28 protein-coding genes and 2 pseudogenes are annotated in these 24,287 nt (G+C 60.1%); 15 read left to right on the forward strand and 15 right to left on the reverse strand.

Going from position 1 to position 24,287, the window contains the following annotated elements; genetic code table 11:
- Nucleotides 1-15: 15 nt before the first annotated feature.
- The 12 genes and pseudogenes from AC0V2S_RS26120 (at nt 16) to AC0V2S_RS26175 (ending at nt 8,031) form a co-directional block, all read left to right on the forward strand.
- Complete coding sequence (locus AC0V2S_RS26120; RefSeq protein WP_475512288.1) at nt 16-153, forward strand: fimbrial biogenesis chaperone; 138 nt, start codon at nt 16-18, stop codon at nt 151-153.
- Between the two features lie 249 nt (nt 154-402).
- Nucleotides 403-627 (forward strand): annotated as a pseudogene (locus AC0V2S_RS26125) (FimD/PapC N-terminal domain-containing protein); the annotation flags it as partial.
- A 75-nt stretch (nt 628-702) separates the two neighbouring features.
- Nucleotides 703-1,506: a fimbria/pilus outer membrane usher protein gene (locus AC0V2S_RS26130; protein ID WP_475512289.1), complete on the forward strand. Its 804-nt coding sequence runs from the start codon at nt 703-705 to the stop codon at nt 1,504-1,506.
- Nucleotides 1,507-1,576: 70 nt separating this feature from the next.
- Nucleotides 1,577-2,101 (forward strand): fimbria/pilus outer membrane usher protein, encoded by a 525-nt coding sequence (locus AC0V2S_RS26135; RefSeq protein WP_475512290.1) that lies wholly within the window; start codon nt 1,577-1,579, stop codon nt 2,099-2,101.
- Nucleotides 2,005-2,544 (forward strand): annotated as a pseudogene (locus AC0V2S_RS26140) (fimbria/pilus outer membrane usher protein); the annotation flags it as partial. The gene AC0V2S_RS26135 and the pseudogene AC0V2S_RS26140, both read left to right, overlap by 97 nt.
- Before the next feature lie 500 nt (nt 2,545-3,044).
- The gene (locus AC0V2S_RS26145) at nt 3,045-3,236 is read left to right on the forward strand and encodes a hypothetical protein (protein WP_475512258.1); all 192 of its coding nucleotides are present in this window, start codon (nt 3,045-3,047) and stop codon (nt 3,234-3,236) included.
- Complete coding sequence (locus tag AC0V2S_RS26150) at nt 3,233-4,135, forward strand: hypothetical protein (RefSeq protein WP_475512259.1); 903 nt, start codon at nt 3,233-3,235, stop codon at nt 4,133-4,135. Before AC0V2S_RS26145 ends, AC0V2S_RS26150 begins: the two co-directional genes overlap by 4 nt.
- Nucleotides 4,136-4,232: 97 nt before the next feature.
- Entirely contained in the window at nt 4,233-4,607 is a 375-nt protein-coding gene (locus tag AC0V2S_RS26155) for a DUF423 domain-containing protein (protein WP_475512260.1), read from the forward strand.
- A 113-nt stretch (nt 4,608-4,720) separates the two neighbouring features.
- Nucleotides 4,721-4,921, forward strand: coding sequence for a sulfur carrier protein ThiS (gene thiS / locus AC0V2S_RS26160; RefSeq protein WP_475512261.1), 201 nt, complete (start codon nt 4,721-4,723; stop codon nt 4,919-4,921).
- Between the two features lie 54 nt (nt 4,922-4,975).
- On the forward strand, nt 4,976-5,770 hold the full coding sequence (locus tag AC0V2S_RS26165; RefSeq protein WP_475512262.1) for a thiazole synthase: 795 nt from the start codon (nt 4,976-4,978) through the stop codon (nt 5,768-5,770).
- Between the two features lie 95 nt (nt 5,771-5,865).
- Nucleotides 5,866-6,513, forward strand: coding sequence for a tRNA (guanosine(46)-N7)-methyltransferase TrmB (trmB, locus tag AC0V2S_RS26170; RefSeq protein WP_475512291.1), 648 nt, complete (start codon nt 5,866-5,868; stop codon nt 6,511-6,513).
- A 174-nt stretch (nt 6,514-6,687) separates the two neighbouring features.
- Entirely contained in the window at nt 6,688-8,031 is a 1,344-nt protein-coding gene (locus AC0V2S_RS26175; RefSeq protein WP_475512263.1) for a DUF1329 domain-containing protein, read from the forward strand.
- Between the two features lie 189 nt (nt 8,032-8,220).
- Here AC0V2S_RS26175 and AC0V2S_RS26180 read toward each other — a convergent pair whose 3' ends face one another.
- The 11 genes from AC0V2S_RS26180 to AC0V2S_RS26230 form a co-directional block, all read right to left on the reverse strand.
- Nucleotides 8,221-8,475 (reverse strand): hypothetical protein, encoded by a 255-nt coding sequence (locus tag AC0V2S_RS26180; RefSeq protein WP_475512264.1) that lies wholly within the window; start codon nt 8,473-8,475, stop codon nt 8,221-8,223.
- 51 nt (nt 8,476-8,526) lie between these two features.
- A complete protein-coding gene (locus AC0V2S_RS26185) occupies nt 8,527-8,850 on the reverse strand; it encodes a DUF3392 domain-containing protein (protein ID WP_475512265.1) in 324 nt (107 codons plus the stop codon).
- A gap of 43 nt (nt 8,851-8,893) precedes the next feature.
- On the reverse strand, nt 8,894-10,087 hold the full coding sequence (gene hemW, locus AC0V2S_RS26190; RefSeq protein ID WP_475512266.1) for a radical SAM family heme chaperone HemW: 1,194 nt from the start codon (nt 10,085-10,087) through the stop codon (nt 8,894-8,896).
- Nucleotides 10,084-10,692 (reverse strand): RdgB/HAM1 family non-canonical purine NTP pyrophosphatase, encoded by a 609-nt coding sequence (rdgB, locus tag AC0V2S_RS26195; RefSeq protein ID WP_475512267.1) that lies wholly within the window; start codon nt 10,690-10,692, stop codon nt 10,084-10,086. The genes hemW and rdgB overlap by 4 nt, the downstream gene beginning before the upstream one ends.
- On the reverse strand, nt 10,689-11,111 hold the full coding sequence (locus tag AC0V2S_RS26200; RefSeq protein WP_475512268.1) for a DUF4426 domain-containing protein: 423 nt from the start codon (nt 11,109-11,111) through the stop codon (nt 10,689-10,691). The genes rdgB and AC0V2S_RS26200 overlap by 4 nt, the downstream gene beginning before the upstream one ends.
- Before the next feature lie 27 nt (nt 11,112-11,138).
- A complete protein-coding gene (metW, locus tag AC0V2S_RS26205; protein ID WP_475512269.1) occupies nt 11,139-11,759 on the reverse strand; it encodes a methionine biosynthesis protein MetW in 621 nt (206 codons plus the stop codon).
- An 8-nt stretch (nt 11,760-11,767) separates the two neighbouring features.
- On the reverse strand, nt 11,768-12,907 hold the full coding sequence (gene metX, locus AC0V2S_RS26210; RefSeq protein WP_475512270.1) for a homoserine O-succinyltransferase MetX: 1,140 nt from the start codon (nt 12,905-12,907) through the stop codon (nt 11,768-11,770).
- 124 nt (nt 12,908-13,031) lie between these two features.
- Nucleotides 13,032-15,014 carry a dynamin family protein gene (locus AC0V2S_RS26215; RefSeq protein ID WP_475512271.1) on the reverse strand — a complete coding sequence of 661 codons (1,983 nt, stop codon included), beginning with the start codon at nt 15,012-15,014 and terminating at the stop codon, nt 13,032-13,034.
- Between the two features lie 275 nt (nt 15,015-15,289).
- Complete coding sequence (locus tag AC0V2S_RS26220; RefSeq protein ID WP_475512272.1) at nt 15,290-15,880, reverse strand: YggT family protein; 591 nt, start codon at nt 15,878-15,880, stop codon at nt 15,290-15,292.
- 10 nt (nt 15,881-15,890) lie between these two features.
- Complete coding sequence (gene proC, locus AC0V2S_RS26225) at nt 15,891-16,724, reverse strand: pyrroline-5-carboxylate reductase (protein ID WP_475512273.1); 834 nt, start codon at nt 16,722-16,724, stop codon at nt 15,891-15,893.
- Nucleotides 16,725-16,761: 37 nt separating this feature from the next.
- Nucleotides 16,762-17,460 carry a YggS family pyridoxal phosphate-dependent enzyme gene (locus tag AC0V2S_RS26230; protein ID WP_475512274.1) on the reverse strand — a complete coding sequence of 233 codons (699 nt, stop codon included), beginning with the start codon at nt 17,458-17,460 and terminating at the stop codon, nt 16,762-16,764.
- Between the two features lie 77 nt (nt 17,461-17,537).
- Here AC0V2S_RS26230 and pilT point away from each other — a divergent pair, with 77 nt between their 5' ends.
- Complete coding sequence (pilT, locus tag AC0V2S_RS26235; RefSeq protein WP_271193282.1) at nt 17,538-18,572, forward strand: type IV pilus twitching motility protein PilT; 1,035 nt, start codon at nt 17,538-17,540, stop codon at nt 18,570-18,572.
- Nucleotides 18,573-18,742: 170 nt separating this feature from the next.
- Nucleotides 18,743-19,888, forward strand: a complete 1,146-nt coding sequence (locus AC0V2S_RS26240; protein WP_475512275.1) for a PilT/PilU family type 4a pilus ATPase — start codon at nt 18,743-18,745, stop codon at nt 19,886-19,888.
- Nucleotides 19,889-19,945: 57 nt separating this feature from the next.
- Here AC0V2S_RS26240 and AC0V2S_RS26245 read toward each other — a convergent pair whose 3' ends face one another.
- On the reverse strand, nt 19,946-20,545 hold the full coding sequence (locus tag AC0V2S_RS26245) for a C40 family peptidase (protein ID WP_475512276.1): 600 nt from the start codon (nt 20,543-20,545) through the stop codon (nt 19,946-19,948).
- 440 nt (nt 20,546-20,985) lie between these two features.
- Here AC0V2S_RS26245 and AC0V2S_RS26250 point away from each other — a divergent pair, with 440 nt between their 5' ends.
- Nucleotides 20,986-21,390 carry an NINE protein gene (locus AC0V2S_RS26250; RefSeq protein ID WP_475512277.1) on the forward strand — a complete coding sequence of 135 codons (405 nt, stop codon included), beginning with the start codon at nt 20,986-20,988 and terminating at the stop codon, nt 21,388-21,390.
- Between the two features lie 59 nt (nt 21,391-21,449).
- On the opposite strand, the gene AC0V2S_RS26255 is transcribed toward AC0V2S_RS26250, so the two are convergent.
- From AC0V2S_RS26255 to pyrR, 3 genes are read right to left on the reverse strand one after another with little or no spacing between them, the layout of a single operon-like run.
- Entirely contained in the window at nt 21,450-22,721 is a 1,272-nt protein-coding gene (locus tag AC0V2S_RS26255) for a dihydroorotase (RefSeq protein WP_475512278.1), read from the reverse strand.
- Entirely contained in the window at nt 22,721-23,749 is a 1,029-nt protein-coding gene (locus tag AC0V2S_RS26260) for an aspartate carbamoyltransferase catalytic subunit (protein WP_475512279.1), read from the reverse strand. The genes AC0V2S_RS26255 and AC0V2S_RS26260 overlap by 1 nt, the downstream gene beginning before the upstream one ends.
- Before the next feature lie 10 nt (nt 23,750-23,759).
- Entirely contained in the window at nt 23,760-24,269 is a 510-nt protein-coding gene (pyrR, locus tag AC0V2S_RS26265) for a bifunctional pyr operon transcriptional regulator/uracil phosphoribosyltransferase PyrR (protein WP_475512280.1), read from the reverse strand.
- Nucleotides 24,270-24,287 lie beyond the last annotated feature (18 nt).

Raw genomic sequence — 24,287 nt, forward strand, 5'->3', positions numbered from 1 at the left:
AAAATTGAGCCTCGTATGCTGGCACCGTTCTCAACAACACTTCTTGAGTTGAAGGACGCAAGGCAACAATTGTCCACTCCAAAGGTTATCTACAAAGCAATCAATGATTACGGCGGTGCTCCTGATCGAGAAAAAAGCGCCGATCCATTTTAAATAAAATAACTCTTTGGTTCCGGTGCCATGAAATCTAGAAGCCAGTTGTTGGTGGCTGCGGCGGTTTTGGCTGCTCAGCTTTTGCTGGAAGTTGGTATATCTGTAGCGTACGGAGACGACTCAGTCGCCTACCTAGATTTGATAACAATATGCTCTGGGGAACGCCGGGTGTGATAGGGAAAGCGCTGATTTATCCCGCTTCTCTCCGACGGTTAACCCCGTGCCGGCGGGTAATTTAAAGTTCAGCTTTACTTAAATAACAGCCTCTATAAAACGTTGGATATCTATTTCATGCCCCAGCCGGGCAAGAAGTCGGCTGTTCCTTGTTTTACAGCAAAGGATATTCAGGCAACGGGGCTTGCCGTCGAAAAATTGCCCGAAGCTTCCGCAAACTGGTTGCGTGATGATCGAAATCAAGCAGCCTGCAAAGTGCTCAGTGAGGTGATTCCAGGGGCTCTGTCGCATTCGACTTTTCCGAGCAACGCTTGGATCTTTCAATTCCCCAGCCTTTTTGACGGACCGGCCCCTCGACTACATCGACCCGGATCAGTGGGAGCGAGGGATCACCGCAGGCCGATTGAATTACACCCTGGATGTCTTCGATTCGAAAGTGCAGGGCAGACCAATACTCAGGGTTTTGCCTACCTTGAAAGTGGGTTTAACACGTTGGGTTGGCGTGTGCGGAACATTTCTTCCGTAACGGTCAACGAAGGGCATCATTCCTTTCAGGCGCACGCACCTACGCGCAGACGATGTGGAACCGTTGAAAAGTACGCTCACGGTCGGCCAGAACTATACGGATGGCCAACTTTTCAATTCGTACGGGCTGCAAGGGCTTTTCTCGCTACCGATATCCGCATGCTGCCTTCGTCACTGCGTAATTACGCGCCGGTTGTGTCTGGCATCGCCGATACCAATGCCAAGATCACTATTAGACAGAACAATGTGATCATTTACGAACGAGCAGTCCCGCCAGGCCCCTTTGAAATCAATAATCTTCAGGCGGTTGGCTATGGTAACGACCTTGAGGTGACAGTTACCGAAGCGGACGGCACGTCGAAAAAGTTCAGCGTGCCCTACTCACCGTTGGTGCAGTTACTGAGGCCAGGCCAGTCGAAGTATTCGGCGAGCCTTGGCCAGGCGTGGTCGCCGGCGGCTGATACCTATAAGCCCATGGTCGGGCAGTTGAACTACCAGCATGGCGTCAACAACCACCTGACGGCGTTTGGTGGAGCGATTGTCAGCGAGGACTACACGGCGTTGGCCTTGGGGAGTGCGGTCAGTACGTATATTGGCGGTATTTCTGCTGATACACATACTCCAACAGCCACTCTGACGAGGCCGTTTTGCTAACGGGGACAGCCTGCGCTTTATATATTCGACGCTGATTGCTCCCCCAAAACCAATATCACGTTGTCCAGCTATCGGTACTCCAGTAGAGGCTTTTGGTCGTTTAAACGAATTTGTTTCCAATGAAAATAGAGACTATCCGCGTGGTTGGGGTAATTCTGATCTTTATTATTTTTTTGGTGCAAAACAGAAGGGCCGATTTGATATTAGCCTGCGTCAAGCGTTGGCACCTGGGTATGGGAGCTTGTTTTTGAGTGGGTCAACAAAAACCTACTGGAATTACGATGGCACGGACACGCAGTATCAGGTTTCCTACAATAATCGGTTTAAAGAACTTACGTATGACCTGTCTGCCACTCGAGTCAAAAATCAGGATGATCGCCACTATAATGAGTTTCGGCTAAGTTTTAGTATTCCGCTGTTTTCATCCGATTACGGCAGAAATTATTTGTCTTCCAGTGCCTGGAAACACAGTGACTCGGGCAGCGTCGCACAAGTTCAAATAGGCGGCATTACGGGCTCGGATCAACAGATAAATTACGGGGTAAATACAACTCAGGGCTTGATAACCAGAATGCCCAAAAGAACTATGGACTGAATGCGGGTTATCAGGGGGGTAAGGGGTATGTGTCCGCAGGTGTTAGCCGGGGCAACGATTACCAGCAGACGTCGTTGGGCCTCTCCGGCTCAGTGCTTGCCCATTCTGGTGGCATAACATTGGGGCAGACACTAGGGGAGACCGTTGCGCTGGTGGAGGCCGAGAACGGTCAGGGTGCGCGTATTACCAACGCCAGTGGCGCCGTGCTTGACGGTGCCGGTTATGGGGTGGTGCCGTACCTCACACCCTATTCCCGAAATCGTATAGAACTTGATCCACAGGGACTTTCTGCCGACTTGCAGTTCAAGGACACCAGTTCGGAACTGATTCCCGTGGAGGGGTCGATTGTTAAGGTGAAGTTCGACACCTCGAAAGAGCGCACATTATTTATTTACGGTGCATTTGAAAACGGCACACCGCTTCCCTTTGGGGCTGAGGTGTAAATGCCGCGACGCAAAGTCTGGTGGGCTATGTAGGGCAGGCTGGGGTAGTTTTGCCAGGGGCGTCGAAGATCAAGGCCAGTTGGAAGTCAAGCTGAACGATAAAAGCTGCCTGATGGACTATCAGGCAGGGCCTGAAAGTTCTACGGCTGCAAGCATTAGTGCAATAGAGAGCAGCAAAGTTTTGTGCAAGTTCATGTAATTGGCGGCTCTGTTAAGCCGGCTCTGGCGTGAAACTTAAATAGGCGAAATTTGTAAGGGTTTGTCGAAAGATGATTTGCAAGCGCCGGATGCGTTTGAACATAGGGAGTTGTAATGAAACTCAGGGATATGAGTTGTCTACTGTTCGGTGCTCGAAGTTCTGCTGTGATTTTTTTGCTGGGTGTTGTGGGCTTTTCGCCAGTGGCGCGGAGTAACTGCAACTGGAACCCCGTCTCGGAAGTTGCGTTTACTCAGTCAGAGATCCAATTCACGGGTCTCGCCAGATGGCTTAGGAAGACGTTATGGGTAGACGAAAGACGTTATCCGCCGGTACGCTGCTGGCGCTGAGCACCGTTTCTTTGAGCCCGGCGATGTGTACCGGGCTCACGGACCTTCGAAGCAAGTACGTCGACTTCGTGTATGTGCCGCCACTCAACGCCATGCGTGCCGACAACGGCTACGTGATCCCGGCCACCGCCCGGGTGTCGCGTTGAAGCTGGAGTTTCCAGACGCGCAGGGTAGCCACCGTCATGGTCTTCTGCTCAGCACATCCTCTATCCCGGTAACGCCCGCTGGCGCGTTGCTCGCCACCGGTGTGCCGCGGCTGAACATGCGCGTGGCGGTGGTTAAAACCGCGACGTTCGAACCCTTGGCAGCGAACGGACAGTCGCACCTGGCCTGGCCAAGCGGCCTGGGGTGGATTCGTTTCTACGATCAAGACCAGCCCGACATTTGCTCCGTCAGTGATATCGCTATCGCCATGGGGCCCGAAGCTGTCGAGGTGACCGGGTTACCTGGTACCGCAGTAGGCGCTTATTGCCGCTTGGGGCCGGACCCCGCAAGGGGCGGCGTGCGCAGCGGCAATGTATTGCGACCGGGTAGTGTGATTCCGTTGCCGCCAGTACGACGCAGTGATTTCACCGGCCCCGGGCCACTTGAGCAGGGCAGTCAGGAGGTGCCGCTGTTTTTCTCCTGCATTGCGCGGGCTGCGTCTGAGGTGAAAGTGTCTTTTGATGCCACGTACCCGTTTAACGGCGGGCTTGATGGCGTGGGGATGCCTGCTCCCGACAGCGATATCGGTGTGCAGATCGTGTTGGCTGGTCAGCCTGTACAACTGGGCGTTAACTCTCTGCGGCTGGTGTGGAATTTCATCCCCTCCACGGGTTATCCCCTGGAGGTGCAAGGTCGAAGCGTGCAGGGCCGGTTTTGCATCGCCGGGTGCGGCGCGCAAACCAGCCAGACAGACCCGGCTTGGGTCGAGGGCGATGGCGGCACTGGCGGCAATGAAGGCATGGAAGCGCCGATCACCTTCAAGTACTTTCAAACAACCCGGCAGCGTCCGCTGCCTAACGCCTTTTCTGTGCCGTTCACGGTCACGCTGGATTGGCAGTAGCGTGTGCTGGGTTATGTAGCGCGCTGCGCCCACGCGGCCTTCCTGTAAACTTCGCGCACATTTGCCCCTCCACTCTCTGGTCCGTCGGAGCTTCCTGATGCTGCGTGTATTTGTGATGTTGGCTGCGTTCTTTGGTTTTAGCGGTGTCGCTCTGGGCGCCTTTGCCGCACATGGCTTGAAGAACAAACTGTCGGCGGAGTACCTGGCCGTTTTTCAGACCGGCACTCACTACCAGCTAATTCACGCGTTGGCGCTGCTCGCGGTGGCCGTGCTCTCGATCTATCTGCCGGGCCGGTTGGTGAACACCGCCGGTTGGATGTTCTGCCTCGGCATCCTGTTGTTCTCGGGCAGCTTGTACGCGTTGACCCTAACCGGCGTCAGCACGCTGGGCGTCATCACCCCGTTCGGTGGCCTGTCGTTTCTCGCTGGCTGGCTGTGCCTGGGCTTGGCAGCATGGCGCACGCAGGCCTGACAGATCTGAACCTGACCGCGGCGTCAATTGTGAGACGAATGGCGCGCCTTTGCCTTGGTCAACGCTCGTGATGGGGCTAGAATGCCGGCCCCCTCATAGTGTGATCGCCTGTCATGCGCATTCAGTTGAATGGTGAATCTTTCGAGTTTCCTGACGGCCAGACCGTGGCAGACCTGCTGGTTCGCCTGGACCTCACCGGCCGCCGTGTGGCCGTGGAGCTCAACCTCGATATCGTGCCGCGTAGCCAGCACAGCGAGACCGTTCTGCGCGAAGGCGACACCCTGGAAGTCGTGCACGCCATCGGCGGCGGCTAGCCCCGTTAGCGACTCATGTCACCGCATTAGCTCTACAGCAGAAGAGGATTTCCGATGAGCCAATCTCGTACCGACAAGCCGTTTACGCTGGCAGGCCGTACTTACCAATCCCGCCTGCTGGTGGGTACCGGCAAGTACCAGGACCTGGACGAAACCCGCCGTGCCATCGAAGCCTCCGGCGCCGAAATCGTTACGGTCGCTGTGCGCCGCACCAATATCGGCCAGAACCCGGACGAGCCTAATCTGCTGGATATCATTCCGCCGGATCGCTACACCATTCTGCCCAACACCGCCGGCTGCTATGACGCTGTCGAAGCCGTGCGCACCTGCCGCCTGGCCCGCGAGCTGCTCGATGGCCACAAGCTGGTAAAGCTGGAAGTGCTGGCCGACCAGAAAACCCTGTTCCCCAACGTGATCGAAACCCTCAAGGCCGCCGAAGTGCTGGTTAAAGACGGGTTCGACGTGATGGTGTACACCAGCGACGACCCGATCATCGCCCGCCAGCTGGCCGAGATGGGCTGCATCGCGGTCATGCCGCTGGCTGGCCTGATCGGCACCGGGCTGGGCATCTGCAACCCCTACAACCTGCGCATCATTTTGGAAGAGGCCAAGGTGCCGGTGTTGGTCGATGCCGGCGTGGGTACTGCATCCGATGCCACCATTGCCATGGAGCTGGGCTGCGAAGCGGTGCTGATGAACAGCGCCATCGCCCACGCCCAGAACCCGGTGCTGATGGCCGAAGCCATGAAGCACGCCATTGTGGCTGGGCGCTTGGCCTACCTCGCTGGCCGCATGCCGAAAAAACTCTATGCCAGCGCGTCCTCGCCGCTGGATGGTCTGATCAAGTAAGAGCCACCATGACTGAACCGCACGACACCCAGGCCGAGCCACACGACGACGCCCAGCCCGACGCGCGCAAGCACCGGGCCATCAAAAGCTTCGTGATGCGCGCCGGGCGCATGACTGAAGGCCAGCAACGAGGTCTGGACATCGGCAAGCCGTTGTTCGTGCTGCCGCTGGCCGACGACTTCGTCGACTTCGACCAAGTGTTCGGCCGCTCGGCGCCGCGCACCCTGGAAATCGGTTTCGGCATGGGCCATTCGCTGTTGGAAATGGCTGCGGCTGCCCCCGAGCAGGACTTTATCGGCGTTGAAGTACACCGACCCGGCGTGGGCGCGCTGCTCAATGGCGTGCTGACCCAGGAGCTGAAAAACCTGCGGGTGTACGACTGCGATGCCATCGAAGTGCTCAAGCGTTGCGTGGCCGACGCGAGCCTCGATCGCCTGCTGCTGTTCTTCCCCGATCCGTGGCACAAATCCCGTCACCACAAGCGCCGCATCGTGCAGCCAGAATTCGCAGAGCTGGTGCGGAAAAAGCTGAAAGTTGGCGGCGTTTTGCACATGGCCACCGACTGGCAACCCTATGCCGAAGTCATGCTGGAAGTGATGCAGGCCGCTCCAGGCTATGTAAATCAGGCGGCGGACGGCACCTACGTGCCTCGTCCGGAAGAGCGCCCGATCACAAAATTCGAACGCCGCGGCGAGCGCCTGGGTCATGGCGTGTGGGATCTCAAGTTCGAACGGCTAAACTGATTCGCTAATCGCCGGTGGCGGCTGTCAGCCACCGTGCCTCGCTGCTACCGAGTTGTTGCATCGCTGTCAAAATCAGACCGGCACAAGCTGGCTACCTCACCACAGCAACACGCAAGACTGGCTGGATAAATAATAAAGGTGGCGTGTCATCGGCGCGCCCCAAGGAGAAAGTCTGTGCTGAGAAGTATTGGAGTACTGCTGCTCACGGTCTGTGCGTTCAGCGCGCAAGCCAAGGTCGACCCGGTGCAGGCCAACCGCCTGAACGGCGACCTCACGCCGCTGGGAGGCGAACGTAAAGGCAATGCTGCCGGCACCATTCCCGATTGGGACGGCGGCCTGGCGCAACCTATCCCTGGCTACAAACCCGGCATGCACCACCCGGACCCGTACGCCAACGAGTCGGTGCAATACACCGTCAACAGCAAAAACATCGCGCAATACCAGGCGCAGTTGCCGCTGGGTCTGAAAACCCTGCTGGAAACCAATCCCGACTACTACCTGCGCGTGTTCCCGACGCACCGTAGCGCCGCCGCCCCGCAGCGTATCTACGACGCCACCCGTTACAACGCCACCAACGCCGAGCTGATTTCCGGCGGCAATGGTGTGCAAGGCGCGGCGGCCGGCATTCCGTTCCCTGTTCCGCAGTCCGGCCAGGAAGCGATCTGGAACCATGTGATGCGCTACCGCGGCGAGCAGATCCACTTCGTCACAAACCAGGCTGCCGTGCTGTCCAACGGCGCTTACAACCTGCTCAAGCTCGACCGTGACATCTACTTCCGCTACGGCCGCGAAGGCATCACCCCGGCAGACCTCGACAACACCCTGTTCTTCTACAAGTACAGCGTTGTAGCCCCAGCCAAGCTCTCCGGCTCGGCACTGGTGGTGCAGGAAACCCTCGACCAGGTGCTGTCGATCCGCAAGGCCTGGCGCTTCAACCGTGGCGAGCGCCGCGTGCGTCGTCTGCCAATGCTGGCTTTCGATACCCTGCAGCCAGACACCAACGGCATGGCGACCGCCGACATGGTCGACTCCTACAACGGCGCGCCGGATCGTTACGACTGGAAGCTGGTCGGCAAGAAAGAAATGCTGGTGCCGTACAACAGCTATGCCGTTCACCAGAAAGGCATTCCGTACGAAACCATTCTGCAGGCCAAGAGTATCAACCCCGAGTTGCTACGCTACGAACTGCACCGTGTGTGGGTAGTCGAAGCATCGCTGCGTAAAGGCTTCAGCCATCCGTATGCCAAGCGCCGCTTCTACCTCGACGAAGACAGCTGGCAGATTCTGGCGGTAGACCTGTATGACAAGGACGACAACCTGGTTGGCCTGCAGGAAAGCCACCCGATCAGCTACTACGACGTCCCGATGTTCGGTAGCACCTTGGAAACCATCTACGACTTCGCCGGCAAGCGTTACTTCGCCGATGGTCTGGATAATAACGAGATGATGTACGACTTCAACGCCAAGCTCGGCCCGGGTGACTTCACCCCGCAAGCCCTGCGCCGCGAGGGTAACTAACCCGTCTTTTGAATTCCATGCACCGTCATCCCCGCGAAGGCGGGGATCCAGGTGCGGAGATGGATTCGCGACAGGTATTCTCCTGCACGAGTCTGGATTCCCGCCTTCGCGGGAATGACGGGGTCAAATGGAAATTGGGTGCTACCCCAGAAAATCGCGGCTTCAGCCGCGATTTTTTATGGGCGGCATTTAATCCACCAACACCGCCCCCACAATCGTCGGCTCCGGCAACGCCGTCGGCGCCGGGCTGATCTGCAGGTATTTGATGCTTTCGCGGGGTATCAGCAGCAGGTCGCCGTTGACCGCAATGCTTAGAAACGGTGAGTCCAGTTGCTTGCGCAAGCTGCGCGCGATCACCACCGGATCTTCGCTTTGCTCGGGGAAGCGCATGATCAGCCGCTGCCCGTCCTGGAAATGCAGATAAAGATGCTTGAGCGCTTTCATGGCCCTACTCCTGTGCTGGCAGCCGCCCGGCCGCCAGTGGAGTGAGCGGCCCTAGTTGCGGTCGGCGATCACGCCGATGAGGAAGAAGACTAGTAGCAGAACCGGCGCCAGGGTGTAGTTGTTGAAATAACCCAGCCCTTTGGCCACCCAGGGCGTGAGAAAGATCATCGCCAGGCCGTAGCCGATTGCGCAGATCAGCACGAACAACAAGGTGCGGAAGATAAAGTTGAGGCCGCCGATTCGCTGCTGAATCCAGATGTTGATCCCCGGGCCGAACAGCACCAGGACGGTGGCCATGATTGCCAGGGAAATGTCGTAGAGATGGCCGCGGGTCCAGCGCGAAACGGTGGCGATCAGGTCGAGAATCAGGTCCATCCGGTGTCCTTAGCCGCCTAGGGGCGTGCACAACAAAGCAAAGTCAGGGCAGAAAATACTGCAGCAGGTCATTGAGAAACAACTGGCCCTCAGGCGTGGCCACCAAACGCTCTGGGTCGTTCACCAGCAGGCCGCGTTTTTGCGCTTGCTCACGGGCCTTGGCAAAGTCGGCCAGCGGCAAGCCGGTGCGTTGGGCGAACAGTTCAGCCGGCACGCCTTCGGTGAGGCGCAGGGCGTTCATCAGAAACTCGAACGGCAGCTCCTCGACGGTCAGCGCCTTGGCGCCGGCCTGAAAGCTTTTCTTCGGGTCCAGGTAGTCTTTGGGCAGGCGGGTTTTCCAGCTGCGCAGAATCTGCCCGTCGGGGCTGCTCAACTTGGCGTGGGCGCCGGCGCCGATGCCGAGAAAGTCGCCAAAGCTCCAGTAGTTGAGGTTATGCCGCGCGCGCCGGCCTTCCTGGGCGTAGGCCGAGACTTCGTACTGCGCGTAACCATGCTCGGCCAATAGCGCTTGGCCGGCTTCCTGGATATCCCACAGCGTGTCGTCTTCGGGCAGCACCGGCGGCTGGTTCCAGAACACCGTGTTGGGCTCCAGCGTCAGCTGGTACCAGGACAGATGTGTCGGCGCCAGCGCAATGGCCTGGCGCAAGTCGCCAAGCGCGTCCTCCAGCGACTGGTCGGGCAGGCCGTGCATCAAGTCGAGGTTGAAGTTATCGAAGCCGGCGTTGCGGGCCATATCAGCGGCGCGCATGGCCTCGTCGCCGTTGTGGATGCGACCCAAGGCTTCCAGCTTGGCCTGCTGAAAGCTCTGCACGCCGATGGACAGGCGATTGATGCCCAGTTGCCGGTACGCGCGAAACTTGTTCTGTTCGAAGGTACCGGGGTTGGCTTCCAGGGTGATTTCGATATCGCTGGCAAAGCGGATGCGTTGCTCCACGCCTTCCAGTAAGCGGCCCAACGCTTCGGCGCTGAACAGGCTGGGCGTACCGCCGCCGAAGAAGATCGAGGTCAGCTCACGGCCATGGGCCAGCGGCAGGTCGCGCTCAAGGTCGGCCAGCAGTGCATCGACGTATTCAGTCTCGGGCAGCTGCGGGCTGGCGGTATGGGAGTTGAAGTCGCAGTACGGGCATTTGCGCACGCACCAGGGAATATGGATGTACAGCGCCAGGGGCGGCAATTGCAGCAGGCTGTGGCCCGCCGAAGCGGGCGGAAAGATCAGCCCGCGGTTGGAGTCGTTCATTGCAGGCCCAGGCGCTCGCGCAGCAACGCCATGGCCCGCGCACGGTGGCTCAATTCATTCTTTTCGGCCGGGCTCAGTACGGCGCTGGAGCAGTTGCGCTCCGGCACCCAGAACAGCGGGTCATAGCCAAAGCCATGCTCGCCTTCGGCCTGCTCAAGAATGCGCCCGTGCCACAGGCCTTCGCAGATGATCGGCAGCGGGTCGTCGGCATGCCGCACCAAAGCCAGGCAGCACACAAACTGCGCGCCGCGCTCTTCGGCCGGCACACCTTGCAAGGCCAGCAGCAGCTTGGCGTTGTTGGCGGCATCGCCTTGGCCATCGGCGTAGCGCGCCGAGTAAATGCCCGGCGCGCCGCCGAGGAAGTCCACCGCCAGGCCCGAGTCGTCGGCCAGTGCCGGCAAACCGGAAACCCGCGCAGCGTTGCGGGCCTTGAGAATGGCGTTTTCGATAAACGACAGACCGGTTTCTTCCGGCTCCACCAAGCTGAACTCACCCACCGACCGCAGCTGCACGCTGTTGCCGAGCATGGCTTGCAGTTCTTTCAGCTTGCCGGCGTTATGGCTGGCCAGCACCAGTTGGCTGAGGTTGATCGGGGTGTGGCTCATTTGTCGTCCGGAAAAAATTCTTGGTTGAAGTCGATGCTGTTGGTGGCGCCGTCGCCTACCTGCACCTTGATGCTGAAGCGCAGCACTTCACGTTGTTCGAACGGGAATTGCGCCAGGTAGTAAATGGCGCCGCTTTCGGCCACTTGCTTGAACTCCAGCGGCCGCGCCTTGCCCAGCAGGTCGGTGACGGTGCCGGTGACATTTGCGTTGCTGGCTTTGCCGGTTTTCAGCACGGCGACGTTGACCACGCCCAAGGTTTTGCTGCGGATCAGGCCGGCGGCTGCAGCGATATCAGGTTGCAGAAAGCCAGAGTTGAAGGCGTTGTAGTGCACATCCAGCTCACCAAAGCTGGCCTTGCGCTCGGCCAGCACCGGCAGGGCCAGGCACAGGCTGAGGATCAAAAGGGCGAGGCGACGCATGATTGCTCTCCAGAATACGGGGGCGCGTTAAATGGCGATGCGGTGTTCCTGCACGCCGGGGCCACTCACGCGGTAGATGCCGATTTCACCTAACAGATTAGGCCACATCCGGCTCATGAGGCTGTGGCGGTGCAGGTGGTCGACCGCCAGACGGTCGAGCACTTTCACGCTGCGTTCCAGGCACAGGGCTTCAAAATCCTTGAAGGTGCAGAAGTGGATATTCGGCGTGTTGTACCAGGTGTAGGGCATAAAGTCCGACACCGGCATCCGGCCGTTGCGCGCCAGGTAATAGCGGCAGCGCCAGTGGCCGAAGTTAGGGAAGGTAATGATGCACTGGCGGCCCACGCGCAGCATTTCTTCCAGGATCTTGTCCGGGTACTGCACGGCTTGCAGCGCCTGGGTCATTACCACCACGTCGAAGCTGTTGCTGGCGAAGTTGCCCAGGCCCAGGTCGAGGTTCTGCTCGATGACGTTGACGCCCTTGGTCACGCAGGCGGCGATATTGTCGGCGTCGATTTCCAGGCCGTAGCCGGTCACCTGTTTATTGTCGCGCAGCCAGGCGAGCAGCTCGCCATTGCCGCAGCCCAGGTCCAGCACACGGCTGCCCGCGGGTATCCAGTCTTGGATAATTTCCAGATCGGCTCTCACGGCAATCCTCAGAGGCTGATGCGGTTCATATAACCGCTGAATGCTTGCAGGTAGCGCGGAATCGGCATCAGGAAGGCGTCATGGCCTTGCGGCGCATCCACTTCCAGGTAGCAAACGTTTTTGCGCGCCGCCATCAGGGCGTCGACGATTTCCCGCGAGCGAGCCGGCGAGAAGCGCCAGTCGGTGGTGAAGGAAATTACGCAGAAGTCGGCTTTGACGCCGGCCAGGGTTTTCGCCAGGTCGCCATCGTGGACGGCAGCCGGGTCGAAGTAGTCCAGGGCCTTGGTCATCAGCAAGTAGGTGTTGGCATCGAAGCGTCCAGAGAACTCTTCCCCTTGGTAACGCAGGTAGCTTTCCACCTGGAATTCGACGCTGTGGAAGTCGTAGTTGAGCTTTTCGCTCTTCAACCCACGGCCGAATTTCTCGCCCATGGCGTCGTCGGACAAGTAGGTGATATGGCCAACCATGCGCGCCAGCATCAGCCCGCGCTTGGGAATGACGCTGTGTTCCTGGAAGTGCCCGCCGTGGAATTCCGGGTCGGACAGAATGGCCTGGCGCGCCACTTCATTGAAGGCGATGTTCTGCGCCGACAGCTTGGGTGCCGAGGCAATGGCCAGGCAGTGCCGGATACGGTCGGGATAACTGATGGCCCATTGCATGGCCTGCATGCCGCCAAGGCTGCCACCTACTACAGCGGCCCATTGGGCGATGCCCAGGCGGTCGGCCAGCAGTGCCTGGCTGTGCACCCAGTCTTCCACGGTGAGCACCGGGAAGTCGGCGCCGTAGGGTTTGCCGGTGACGGCATTGACGCTCGACGGACCGGTAGAGCCGTTGCAGCCGCCGAGGTTATTCAGGCTGACCACAAAGAAACGGTTGGTATCGAGGGCCTTGCCGGGGCCGATGCAGCTGTCCCACCAGCCGGGCTTGCGCTCTTCCGTGCTGTGGTAGCCGGCGGCGTGGTGATGCCCCGACAGCGCGTGGCAGATGAGCACCGCGTTGCTGCGGGCTGCGTTCAGTTCGCCGTAGGTCTCGTACACCAATTGGTAGTCGCCCAGGCTGCGGCCGCAAGCCAGCGCCAACGGCTCGGCAAAGTGCTCGACCTGTGGCGTGACCAGACCAACGGAGTCTTCGGGAAAGGCGGTGGGCATCGACCCTGCACTCGCAAAAAGGAGGCGCCAGTCTAAAGAGCACCGCCCCCTGCGGCAAGCACGCGGGGCGGTGGGCTAAAGCACTGAATTGTCACGGCAAACGCGCGAGGGTGCGGGCGGCGGACTACTCGCTAGCCTGCACTTGGCGCGCCGACGACGGCAACGTCACCACTTTGCCCTGGCGCGAGATCGGCGCCGGGCGGCGCAAGGTGCGCAGCATGTCGTTGGCCTGGCTCAGTTGCAGCTCCAGATCCGTCATATACCGCAGCATCTGCTGGCTACGCGTGCGCGCCTGCTGAGTGTTCTGCGCCAGCGATTTGAGCCGCAGCATATGGGTTTCCAGCAACTGCTTGTGTTCCAGGGTGTGTTGCATCAGCGGCATCAGGGCATCGGCAGCCCATTGGTCCACTTCGCGGCGCAGGCGCTGATGCAGGCCGATCACTTCCTGCACCAGGGTGGCGAAGAAGCGTTTGGTCAGGGTGCGCTGCTCGGTGAGCAGGGTTTTCAGGTGCAGGCGGAACTGGTCGGCCTTGCCTTGTTGAGCCTTCAGCTCGCGCTGGTAGCGGCGGATATTGAACTGCGGCGCATCCACCCCGTGCAGCGGGTTTTCTTCGTTGTGGCGGCGGTAGATGGCCGAGACCATCTTGTTGGCCATTTCAACTTCTTGGCCGAGGTTGGCCAGGTCGTGGTCCATGGAGCGGAAGAAATGCAGGATCGCCTGGTTGATGCCCAAGGTGGTCCAGCTGCCGGTGAGGTTGGTTCGCACTTTGCTCAGGTGTTCTTCCAGGCGCTCGGAGCGGGCCGCATTACGCAGCAGATCGCCCTGACGCTTGAGCAGGCGCTGATTGGTTTTCAGGCCGAGCAGACGACGATGGTGCTGGCTGTGGTCGTCTTTGGTTTTAGCGGTCAGCTCGAACAGCAACTGGCCGTTGTCCTGTTGGTGGGTGGTGAGCAGGGTCTGCTGCTCGCGCACTTTTTCCAGCCGCAGGTTCAGCACGTGCTGGCTGTTTTGCAGCAGGGCCAATACCTGATTGACCACGCGGTCTTCGAGCAGCCGCTCCTTCTGCGCGACGATACGTTCGCACAGCAGGTTTTCCAGGTGACCCAGCTGGCTGCGTTCCAGCAACGGCTGGTCTTTGCGCACCTTGGCCAGCAGCGCCTGCTTGGCCGACAGCGGCAAGACGTCTTCGATGCCGATGCCCAATTGCTTGGCAGTGGAGGCCTGGATCTGGCTGATGGCGTTCTGCACAAAGGTCTCGCCGGCCAGGTCGTCCCAGAGCACGTCGATTTTGTTCAGCACGGCAAACAGGCTGGTCTGGGTTTCTTCGTCCAGCGAACGGATATGGGTTTGCCATACGGCCATATCGCTGGCGGTTACGCCGGTATCGGCCGAGAGCAGGAAGATGATCGCTTGAGCGCTGGGCAGCATCGACAGGGTCAGTTCCGGCTCGCTGCCCAGGGCATTGAGGCCGGGCGTGTCGAGAATCCGCAGGCCTTGGCGCAGCAGCGGGTGGTCGAAGTTGACGATGGCGTGGCGCCAGGCCGGCACCAGCACCTGGCCGGGTTTGCCGGCGCTTTCCAGCATGTCCGGGTGAAAACCCAGTTGAATGGCTTGTTCGACCGCCATAGGTTTGGTCTTCGCCACCTGGGTGAAGGCCTGCACCATGTTGTCGGGGTCGCTGACGTCCAGCGGAATGTTTACCCAGTGACGCGGGATGCGTTTGAACTGCGCAACGCTGGCATCGGTCATGCGCGTTTCAATCGGCAGCAAACGGATATAGGAGCGTTCCGAGCGCGGGTCGAAAAACAGCTCGGTTGGGCACATGGTGGTGCGCCCGGCGTGGGACGGCAGCATGCGCTGGCCATACTCGGAGAAAAACAGGCTATTGATCAGCTCGGTTTTGCCGCGCGAGAACTCGCCGACAAAGGCCAGGGTGATGTGGTCGGTACGCAGGGTGCGCAAAGCGCGGTCGAGCTTGGCTTCGACGGCTTCGGAGGTCAGCCGGTTAGTGGCCAGCCAGCTGCGATAGCGGGTGATCTGCCGCATCAACTCGCGCTTCCAGCCTACGTATGCACTCACCTGTTGACTGAGACGTTCCATGCTCATTCCTGCACTCCTGTCGGCAACGCATCCTGCGACTGATTTTGAAAGATCATCGGCGTGGCTATCAGCCGCTGCAAGCGGCTACGCGGCGCTTTGTGATGGGCGCACGCTTAGATGGCAGCTTGCCATTGGTCGGCATTATGCGGGAAGCATCCTACGCGTCAATCAGGCTTAGATGGCAGCCCGCCTTAAGGTCGGTAGGTGTGACCGAATGGTCATTGGTTCAGGCAGGAGAAGTGCGCGCCGGGCCATGTCGGCCCGGCGCAGTAGCAGCGTTTTTACAGCAGCATGCGCAGCACATCGGGCATGCCGGTCATTACCATCAGGTTCTGAATCACCAGCATGTCCAGCAGCTTGAGCGCCAGGAAGGCAAAGATCGGTGACAGGTCCAGGCCGCCCATACTCGGCAGGATGCGCCGAATCGGCGCCAGCACCGGCTCGCAGATCTGGTTGACCAATTCCACGCCAGGGTTGTGGCTGCCTTGAGCGACCCAGGAGAGGATCACGCTGATGATCAGGGCGAAAAAGAACACCTTGAGGAACAGCGCGGTGATGCCAATCATGGACCAGATGAGCATCTGCAACGGGTTAGCGAACACGCCGTAGGTGAGCAGGATGGTCAGGGCGATCAGGATGAACTGCAACACGATCGCCAACACCAGCGAGGCGATATCCAGGCCGCCGAAGCCGGGGATGATCTTGCGCAGCGGTTTGAGCAGCGGCTGGGTAGCCCGCACGATGAACTGGCACAGCGGGTTATAGAAGTTGGCCCGCACCAGCTGCAGGATAAAACGCATCAGCACGATCAACAGGTACATGCTGCCAAGGGTTTGCAGGATGTAGACGGCAGCGGTGTTCAATCCAATCATCATCAGCTCCTTATTGGCCCAATTGCTCGGCCAGTTCCGCCGAGCGATGCGCCGCGGCGTTGAGTGCTTGCTCCACCAGTGCTTCGAAACCACCGGCCTGGAACGACTTGATTGCCGCTTCAGTGGTACCGGCCGGGGAGGTGACGCGGCGACGCAGCTCGGCGGCATCCACATCGCTGGCTACTGCCATGCGCGCGGCGCCGAGGGCGGTTTGCAGAGTTAGCTGGGCGGCGGTGGCTGCGGGCAGGCCGAGCTTCTCGCCGGCGGCGGTCATGGCTTCGATCAGCAGGAAGAAATACGCCGGGCCGCTGCCGGATACTGCCGTGACCGCGTCGATCAGGTGTTCCTCGTCCAGCCACAGCGCGACGCCGACGGCCGAGAGCAATTGCTCGGCTTGCTGGCGCTGGGGGGGCGTGACCTGGGCATTGGCGAACAGGCCGCTGACGCCCTGGCGCAGCAGCGCCGGGGTATTGGGCATGCAGCGCACGATCGGGCGAGTCGGGGCAGTTGCCGTGCTCAGCCAGGTTTGCAAGCTGGCGCAGGTAATGCCGGCGGCAATCGATACGATGACCTGATTGCTGCTGAGCTCGGATGCCAAAGCCAGGCACACGGTTTTCATGGCCTGCGGTTTGACCGCCAGTACCACGACATCGGCGCCTTTTACCGCGTCCGCGTTATTGGCGAACACGCTGATGCCGTGCTCGCTGGCGATCTTGGCGCGCTGCTCGGCGCCAGGGTCGCTGGCGGTGATCAGTTTTCCATCCATGCCCTGGGCGCGCAGGCCGCCGATCAGACTGGCAGCCATGTTGCCGGCACCAATAAAGGCAATACGGGGGTTGCTCATAAAACGCTTCCTTTAATAAGGCAGGGGTTGCGGTTGTTCATGGAGTTGGCTCGTGACCATAGTCGCGCGCCCCAAACAGGGCCGTGCCGATGCGCACCCAGGTGGCCCCTTCGGCGACGGCCGCTTCCAGGTCGTGGCTCATGCCCATCGACAAGGTGTCGAGGCCGGGCAGGGCGAGGCTGCTTTGCAATTCACGTACCTTGGCGAAGGCCTGGCGCTGGGCGCCGACGTCGTCGGTGGGCTCGGGAATTGCCATCAAGCCGCGCAGACGCACATTGGGCAGTTGCACCACGGCGGCGGCCAACGCCGGCAATTCTTCGGGGGCGCAACCGGATTTACTGGCTTCGCCGCTGACATTGACCTGCAGGCAGATATTGAGCGGCGGCAGGTGCGCGGGGCGTTGTTCGGAGAGGCGTTGGGCGATTTTCAGGCGGTCCACCGAATGTACCCAGTCGAAGTGCTCGGCTATGGCTTTGGTCTTGTTCGACTGGATGGGGCCGATGAAGTGCCAAATCAAGGGAAGGTCGGTCAGTTCGGCCTGTTTGCCCAGGGCTTCTTGCAGGTAGTTTTCACCGAAATCGCAGAGGCCGGCGGCATGGGCCTGGCGAATGGCGACTGCAGGTTTGGTTTTGCTCACGGCCAGCAGGCCGATGTGCTGGAAATCTCGCTGCGAGGCTTGCGCCGCCTCACGGATACGCTCACCGAGCTTTGCAATATTCTCTGCTATCGTGGACATTACCTACACCAGCCGCCTTGGTTCAGCGGCATTCTACCTGCTTGCTTGCCATTAGATGCTCGTCTTTAAGGAGTTCCATGGATATCACTGAGCTGCTCGCCTTCAGCGCGAAACAGGGCGCTTCGGACCTGCATCTCTCGGCGGGTTTGCCGCCGATGATTCGGGTCGATGGCGATGTCCGTCGGATCAACTTGCCGGCGCTGGACCACAAGCAAGTGCATGCGCTGATCTACGACATCATGAACGACAAGCAGCGCAAGGATTTCGAGGAGTTTCTGGAGACCGACTTCTCCTTCGAAGTGCCTGGCGTCGCGCGTTTCCGGGTAAACGCCTTTAACCAGAACCGGGGTGCTGGCGCTGTATTCCGGACGATTCCATCCAAAGTGCTGTCGATGGAAGACCTAGGGATGGGCGAGATCTTCAAGAAGATTTCCGATGTGCCGCGCGGCCTGGTGCTGGTCACCGGCCCGACCGGTTCGGGCAAGTCCACCACCCTGGCGGCCATGCTCGACTACATCAACAGCAACAAATATCACCACATTCTTACCGTCGAAGACCCTATCGAATTCGTACACGAATCGAAAAAGTGCCTGATCAACCAGCGTGAAGTGCACCGCGACACCCTGGGCTTCAGCGAAGCACTGCGTTCGGCACTGCGGGAAGACCCGGACATCATCCTGGTCGGTGAGATGCGCGACTTGGAAACCATCCGCCTGGCCCTGACTGCTGCGGAAACCGGGCACTTGGTTTTCGGCACTCTGCACACCACCTCGGCCGCCAAAACCATCGACCGTGTGGTCGACGTATTCCCGGCCGAAGAGAAGTCGATGGTGCGTTCGATGCTGTCCGAATCCCTGCAGTCGGTTATCTCGCAAACCCTGCTGAAGAAAATCGGCGGCGGCCGGGTGGCCGCTCACGAAATCATGATCGGCACTCCGGCTATCCGTAACCTGATTCGTGAAGACAAAGTGGCGCAGATGTATTCGGCGATTCAAACCGGCGGTGCGCTGGGCATGCAGACCCTCGACTCCTGCCTCAAAGGCCTGGTCGCCAAAGGCCTGGTTTCCCGCGAAGCCGCGCGGGAAAAAGCGAAAACCCCGGAAAATTTCTGACGCATATCCCATCCTGCACGTCTGCCGGCTTGGAACTGAGCGGCAGACAGCAGAATATGCACAGCTTCTATAACGACAGGTTGCGCTACACGCGCGCAGCCAGTTGCCCCTATGGGGTGGCGGTGGCCTCCGGCTGCCGTGGCAAGGTTGCGTGATAGGCGAGAACTGCAATGGAATTTGAAAAGCTACTGCGTTTGATGGTCGAGAAGGGTGGTTCCGACCTGTTTATCACCGCAGGTGTGCCGCCTTCGATGAAGGTGAACGGCAAAATCATGCCGATCACCAAGACCCCGATGTCGCCTGAGCAGTCGCGCGAGACCGTGCATGCGGTCATGAACGAGCAGCAGCGCCGCGACTTCGCCGAAAACCACGAATGCAACTTCGCCATCAGCGCCCGTGGCATTGGTCGTTTCCGCGTCAGCGCCTTCTACCAGCGCAATTTGGCCGGCATGGTGCTGCGGCGTATCGAAACCAATATTCCAACTCTCGAAGACCTCAAGCTGCCAGAGGTGCTGAAAAAGCTCGCCCTGACCAAGCGCGGCCTGGTGTTGTTTGTGGGCGCTACCGGTACCGGTAAGTCCACCTCGCTGGCGGCGATGATCGGCTACCGCAACAAGAACAGCAGCGGCCACATCATTTCCATCGAAGACCCGATCGAATATATCCACCAGCACCAGAGCTGCATCGTGACGCAGCGCGAAGTGGGTATCGACACCGAGTCGTTCGAAGTGGCCCTGAAGAACACCCTGCGCCAGGCGCCGGACGTGATTCTGATTGGTGAGGTGCGTACCCGCGAAACCATGGACCACGCCGTGGCCTTCGCCGAAACCGGGCACCTGTGCCTGGCCACCTTGCACGCCAACAACGCCAACCAGGCGCTGGACCGGATCATCAACTTCTTCCCCGCCGACCGTCAGCAGCAGGTGTGGATGGACTTGTCGTTGAACCTCAAGGCCATCGTCGCTCAGCAACTGATTCCAACCCCGGACGGTAAAGGCCGCCGCGCCGTTATCGAGGTGTTGATCAACACCCCGCTGGCCGCCGACCTGATCCGTAAAGGTGAAGTGCACGAGTTGAAAGCGCTGATGAAGCGCTCCACCGAGCAAGGTATGCAGACGTTCGACCAGGCGCTGTATCAGCTGTACAGCCAGGGCGAGATCACTTACGAAGATTCGTTGGCCTATGCCGACTCGGCGAACGACCTGCGCTTGATGATCAAGCTGGGTTCGGAAACCGACGGCGATCACCTGACCACCATGTCGCAAGGCTTGTCGCTGGAAACCAGCGATGAAGACAGCGGGCGGCGTTTTCGCTAAGCGCGGGTTGAACAAAAAAGGCTGCCACTGGCAGCCTTTTTTATTGGGTACGGTTAGTTAGCGCGAGGTAACCCGCAGCTGCGGCTCATCGGCGGGCAGCACGCGCTTGGCCATGGCGTAGTGGGTTTTCCAATAGGGCTTGTTCAAGGTGTCGATGGTGACCGCCTTGCCGCGTCGTGGCGCATGGATAAAACGGTCGTTGCCCAAGTAAATCGCCACGTGGTTGATACGCCCGCCGCGGATGTTGAAAAACAGCAGGTCGCCGGGTTCGAGATCGTCCCGCGCGACTTTCTTGCCGTCGGTACGGGCCATGGCGTTGGAGGTGCGCGACAGGTCGACCGAGTCGATATCGTCAAAGGCATAGCGCACCAGGCCGCTGCAATCGAAGCCCTTCTCAGGCGAACTGCCGCCCCAGCGATAACGCACACCCAAGGTATTTACGGCGCGGCCGAGAACCGAGCTGCTGTTTTTGGCGGCTTCGGTACGCTCGGGTGAGGCGCTGGCTGGCGTGTTGGAAATAGAGGAGGTGGAAGCCGTGTGCCCGGTGGAATGGGCTGGCAACGACTGGTAGCGATTGCTTGCAATGCTGTGGGACGCGACAGCAGCAAGCGGTAAACACAGGCAGATGGATAGCCAGGTTTGGTGAAGGGAACGCATAACTCAAAGCTCTTGTTTTCACGAAAGCGCAACTTTATAACAGCTTTTTTGATCATTTTTTGACCATTGGTCGATTGGAACTCTGGTCCGATGAGCGAAAAGCAGTGATAAAGCCCTGCTTTTTTCGGCTTTGTAGGGACTAATCCTGAGCGTTTCGCTGGGCTCATATTCGTCCCCGTAGACCCGTCATTTGGCTTAGACGACCGTCGACGATTTGCGGTTATCTCCGAAATTCTGGGTCCCAGCCTTCGCTGGGACGACGGAGATTTTGGTGTGTTCCACCGTCATCCCAGCGGAAGCTGGGATCCAGAATCTGTCAGAAGTACGACGCTCGCTCTGTCGCATTGCTACCTGGGTGATCGAAGAGGGTTTGAGATGGTCGAGTGGGCACCCTTTGCCGTAGCCTTGGTCGAAGTTGTGAACGCCCAAGGGAGGCAAGCATGAACGTACGTCAGGACACCCACAGCAAGCTCATCGGCTATCTGCTGTGGATTTTCGGTTTTCTCGGCGCGCACCGTTTCTACTACGGCAAGCCGGTAACCGGCACCATCTGGTTCTTCACCTTCGGTCTGTTCTTTATCGGCTGGATCATTGACCTGTTTCTGATCCCGTCGATGGACCGCGAAGCGGATTTGCGTTTTAACGCCGGCGGCCTGGACTACAACGTCGCCTGGATTCTGCTGACCTTCCTCGGGGTGTTTGGCGTGCACCGCATGTACCAAGGGAAATGGATCAGCGGGATCATTTACCTATTCACCGGCGGTTTGTTCTTTGTCGGGGTGCTGTACGACTTCTGGACCCTGAATGATCAGGTGTCGGTGCGTAACGTCGCGCAGCGCGTCTGACGACTACCACCCAACAAAAAGCCCGCCGATTGGCGGGCTTTTTGTTGGCGGCAATTGGATCAGGCCTGGTAGCTGATATGCCCATCCACCAAGGTGTAACGCACCGCGCCCGGCAGGCAATGGCCAATAAACGGGCTGTTCTGGCCTTTGGAAAACCAGGTTTCCCCGGCCAGGGTCGAGGCTTGCGGGTCGAACAGCAGCACATCCGCCGGGCTATTCACGGCCAGTTGGCCAGCCGGCAAACGCAGGGCCGCGGCAGGACCGGCGCTCAGGCGCGCCAGCAGTGTCGGCAGGTCCAGCAGGCCGTCTTGCACCAGGCTCAAACCCAGTGGCAGCAGCAACTCGACGCTGCTCATGCCCGGCTCGGTCGCGCCGAACGGCGCCAGCTTGGCATCAGCTTCGTGTGGTTGGTGGTGACTGGCGATGGCCTGAATAACCCCGGCTTTTACCGCCGCTCGCAAACCGTCACGGTCGGCTGCAGTGCGCAGCGGCGGCTGCACGTGGTACAGGCTGGAGAAATCGATCAGCGCTTCATCGGTGAGAATCAGCTGGTACAGCGCCACATCGGCGGTTACCGGCAGGCCACGCGCCTGGGCGTCGGCGATCAGTTCTGCGCCGCGGGCACTGGTCAGTTGGCTGAAGTGCGCACGCACCCCGGTCTGTTCCACCAACAGCAGATCGCGGGCAACCGCCACTGTTTCTGCGCTCTCGGGAATGCCCGACAGGCCGAGGAAGCTGGCGGTGGCGCCTTCGTGGGCCAGGCCGCCTTCGGCGAGGTCGTGGTCTTGCGACTGCAGCACCACGGTCAGGTCGAACGTGGCGGCGTATTCGAAGGCGCGACGGCGGGTGCGGTTGTTGCGGAAGCTTTCCAGGCCATCACCGAACGCCACGCAACCGGCGTCACGCAGGGCCACCAGCTCGGCCAACTGCTCGCCGGCCAGGCCTTTGCTCAACGCGCCAATCGGAAACACCTTGGTGTGCCCGGCGCTGCGGGCGCGGTCGAGGATCAGCTCGGCGACCGCCGGGGTGTCCAGAATCGGTTTGGTAAACGGTGGGCAGCACAGGCTGGTGATGCCACCGGCTGCGGCGGCCAGGGTTTCGCTGGAGATGCTGCCTTTGCGGCTGTAGCCCGGCTCGCGCAAGGCGACGTTCAGGTCGACCAGGCCGGGGCTGGCAACCAGGCCCTTGGCATCAATGGTTTTGTCTGCTGCAAAGCCGGCTGGCTTGGCGCCGATGGCGGCGATTTTGCTGTCGGCAATAAAGAGATCGCAGACCTTGTCCAGGCCGCTTTTGGGATCGATCACTCGAGCGCCGAGGATTTCGATACGCATCAGTTTTGCTCCTCAGCCGCTTTGTTCGCTTGGGCTTCCTGGTTCAGCAGACGCTGGGTGGCCTGGCCGCTCATGGCCATGGACAGCACGGCCATGCGGATGGCGATGCCGTAGGTCACCTGGTTGAGAATCACCGACTGCGGGCCGTCGGCCACCGCCGATTCGATTTCCACGCCTCGGTTGATCGGTCCCGGGTGCATCACCAGAGCGTCCGGCTTGGCCAGTTTCAGGCGTTCGCTGGTCAGGCCATAGAGGCGGTAGAACTCGCCCTCGCTGGGCAGCAAACCGCCGGTCATGCGCTCGCGCTGCAGGCGCAGCATGATCACCACGTCGACGTCTTTCAGGCCTTCGGCGAGGTCGGTGTAGATGTTCACGCCGTATTGCTCGATGCCGACCGGCAACAAGGTTTTCGGGCCGATCACGCGGATGTCCGGGCAACCCAGGGTTTTCAGCGCGAGCATGTTGGAGCGCGCCACCCGCGAATGCAGGATGTCGCCGACGATGGCCACCGAGAGGTTTTCAAAGCTGCCTTTGTGGCGGCGGATGGTGAGCATGTCGAGCATGCCCTGGGTCGGATGCGAGTGGCGGCCGTCGCCGCCGTTGATGATCGCCATGTCCGGGCACACGTGTTCGGCAATAAAGTGCGCGGCGCCGGAGTCGGCATGGCGTACCACGAAAATGTCGGCCGCCATGGCTTCGAGGTTGCGCAGGGTGTCGAGCAGGGTTTCGCCTTTGCTGGTGGAGGAGGTCGACACGTTCAGGGTGATGACGTCCGCCGACAAACGCTGGGCTGCCAGTTCAAAGGTGGTGCGCGTGCGCGTGGAGTTCTCGAAGAACACGTTGCACACAGTCTTACCGCGCAGCAGCGGTACTTTTTTCACCGCGCGGGCGCCGACTTCAAGGAAGGAGTCGGCGGTGTCGAGGATTTCGGTGAGCAACTCGCGAGGCAAGCCATCAAGCGAGAGGAAGTGGCGCAGCTGGCCCTGGTCGTTGAGCTGCAGCGGGCGCTTGGCGTCTGTTGGCGTCATCGGGGAAGTCTCAGTGGGCGGCGGGAGGCAGGTGCTCGAGCGTGAGCGGCGCGGGGCCGAGCAATTTTACCCGCTCATTGGGAGCGAGCGACAGGGTGGCGCCGACCACATCGGGGCGAATCGGCAGCTCGCGGGAATTAAGATCGAGCAGGTTGACCAGGGTCACGCTGGCGGGGCGGCCATAGTCGAACAGCTCGTTGAGCGCGGCGCGAATGGTGCGGCCGCTCATCAGCACGTCATCCACCAGCACCAGGTGCTGGCCTTCGATTTCGAACGGCAGCGCCGAGGGGCGCACTTGCGGGTGCAGGCCGTTCTGGGTGAAGTCATCGCGGTAGAACGACACATCGAGAATGCCCAGCTCGGTGTCGCGGCCCAGCTCCTTGAGCAGGGCTTGGGCGACCCATACGCCGCCGGTGTGGATGCCGATAAAGCGCGGCTCGCTGATCTGCCGTTTAGCCAGGTGCTCGGTAAGGGCGGCGGCCATTTGCGGCAGCAGCTCGGCGGGGTTGGGTAGCTTCATGGTCTCTCCTTGAATCGC

The sequence above is a fragment of the Pseudomonas sp. CC11G genome, from assembly GCF_056174845.1.